The organism is Streptomyces sp. NPDC056486 (genome assembly GCF_042795295.1).
Lineage (GTDB): Bacteria > Actinomycetota > Actinomycetes > Streptomycetales > Streptomycetaceae > Streptomyces.
On record NZ_JBHTSF010000324.1, the window covers coordinates 1 to 1,870 of the forward strand.

Annotated in this window: 3 protein-coding genes; all 3 read right to left on the reverse strand. The window is 68.3% G+C overall.

The genetic code is table 11. The annotated features are described in order from the left end of the window. Positions 1 to 88: 88 nt before the first annotated feature. Positions 89 to 379 carry a hypothetical protein gene (locus ACFQ7F_RS45785; RefSeq protein ID WP_383285726.1) on the reverse strand — a complete coding sequence of 97 codons (291 nt, stop codon included), beginning with the start codon at positions 377 to 379 and terminating at the stop codon, positions 89 to 91. Positions 380 to 528: 149 nt separating this feature from the next. After that, on the reverse strand, positions 529 to 1,128 hold the full coding sequence (locus tag ACFQ7F_RS45790; RefSeq protein WP_383285729.1) for a phage tail protein: 600 nt from the start codon (positions 1,126 to 1,128) through the stop codon (positions 529 to 531). 131 nt (positions 1,129 to 1,259) lie between these two features. Continuing rightward, the gene (locus tag ACFQ7F_RS45795) at positions 1,260 to 1,661 is read right to left on the reverse strand and encodes a hypothetical protein (RefSeq protein ID WP_383285732.1); all 402 of its coding nucleotides are present in this window, start codon (positions 1,659 to 1,661) and stop codon (positions 1,260 to 1,262) included. Positions 1,662 to 1,870: the final 209 nt, after the last annotated feature.

A 1,870-nucleotide genomic window follows, 5' to 3' on the forward strand; every position in this document is an offset into this window, starting at 1 on the left:
GTGTGCCTGCCATTATGGTCGAGGCCGTATAATGCGCGCTGGCTAGCCGCGAGGGCGGGGGCGTGTTCGTCGACGAACACGCCGAGGCTCAGTCTTCCCCCAGGCCGAGCCCGGTCTCCTTGCCGTACGCCTCCAGGATCGCCGCGATGTCCTGCATCGTGACGTCGTGCCGCTCGAAGCGGGCGAACTGCGTCTCACCGAGGAGCAGTTCGAGCAGGCCGTCGACGTCGTTGTCGTCGAGGTCGCGCAGCTTGCGCGCGGTGGTGCGGGTCAGCTCGGTCGGCAGCTCGAAGCTGTCGGAGTCGAGCTCGAAGGTCCAGGCCCGGCCGAGCGCTTCGAGGCGCTGGGCGCGGGCGGCGTTGACGTTGAAGCCGGACACGGGTCTCTCCTTCGGCAAGGCGACGCCCGGCCGTACCGGGGGGCACGGGCCGGGCGTCGAGGGGATCTCACTCGGTCGCGCGCAAGCGCGACCGTCTCTTGCGATCGAGCAACTACGTTCGCTTCAAAGCGAGTTGGTCAGGCCGGCGCCTAAGAGTAGGACGAGGACAGTTCCTTGATGCGGAAGCTGGCCAGCGCCGACTGGTCGTTCTTGGCGAGCGCCGTGAACGTCACGCCCAGCTTCACCGCACCGGTCCGGGTCAGCGAGATCTCCTCCGTCTCGGTGACCTGCCCGCGCGGGATCACGAAGCGGTACTTGGCCGCACCGTCCGTGAACTCGATGCCGAGCGCCCGCTCGTCCGGGGCCGGGGTGTGGGCGAGGTCGTACGAGAACTCCTTGAGGTCCTCCGCCAGCACCGTGGGCGGCTCCGCGGGCGCCGTCACGGTCACCGCGCCGCCGCCCATGAAGAAGGCGAGGTTCGCCTTGTTCAGCTGCAGCAGCTGGAACTTCACGGTGAGGTCGCGGTCGGAGTAGATGAACCGCGCCGGACTCACCGACTGCCAGGTGTCGACCGGGTCGATCTTGTCCTTCTTGTTGAACTTGATGCCGTCGGTCGTGGTGTAACCGAGGTCCGTCCACTCAGTGCCCCAGTTGTCGGTGGCGTTGGCCGGGGCGTCGGTACCGGAGGGCGCGATCAGAACGCGTCCGGTACCGGCGACGCGGATCTCCTTGCCGTTGTTGCCTGCCATGTGTACTCCTCGGATGGTTGCGGGACCTCAGGTCCCGGATACGACGAAGGCCCCGCCGGGACCGGCAGGGCCTGCAGATGCGAGAAAGGCGCGGGGAAGCGCCGTGAAAGAGCGCCGGGCGGCGCGGGGATCTACGCGGGACGGATGGAAATCCGCACCGTCGACAGATACCGGCTGCCCGCCGGACGGTTGTAGTCGGGCAGCCAGCGCGGCCCGTCCGTCTCGGTGATGTCGGTGACGACCGCCCCGCCGTACGAGGTGCCGGTCAGTTCGAGCACACAGGCACGGGCGGCGAGGGAGATGCCGTGCGCGGTGGACTTGTCCGGGCCGTAGACCTCGAAGTCGAGCAGCGGCTGGTCGAGATGGCGGTCGTCGACCCACGCGCCACCGACGCGGGAGACGAGAACGGCCTTCTGGGTGCCGTCGAACCCGGCGGGCGGCCTGTTGTCGACGACCGAACCGGCGAGCTCCGCACGGTTCTTGAGGAAGTCGACGACGAGCCGTTCCGCGTCGGGGAAGGTCAGGATGGACACATGGACACTCCCTGTCATCAGAAGGGGGAAGCACGGGCAACACAAAGCGGCAGGTCCGCCGCCCCCGGTGGGGGCGCAGCTCTGCCGCTGCTCCAACTGTGATCCAGGGGCCCGGTTTTCGCAACTGAAGTTGTGGGGGCCCGGGTTGGGGCTGCTCAGGGCACGCGTACGTGCATGTGAGGAGGGCCTCGCACCACCCGGATGGGCTG

Excerpts from the sequence above, each read along its gene's own strand:
- ACFQ7F_RS45790 (WP_383285729.1), bottom strand. The coding sequence starts at position 1,128 with ATGGCAGGCAACAACGGCAAGGAGATCCGCGTCGCCGGTACCGGACGC.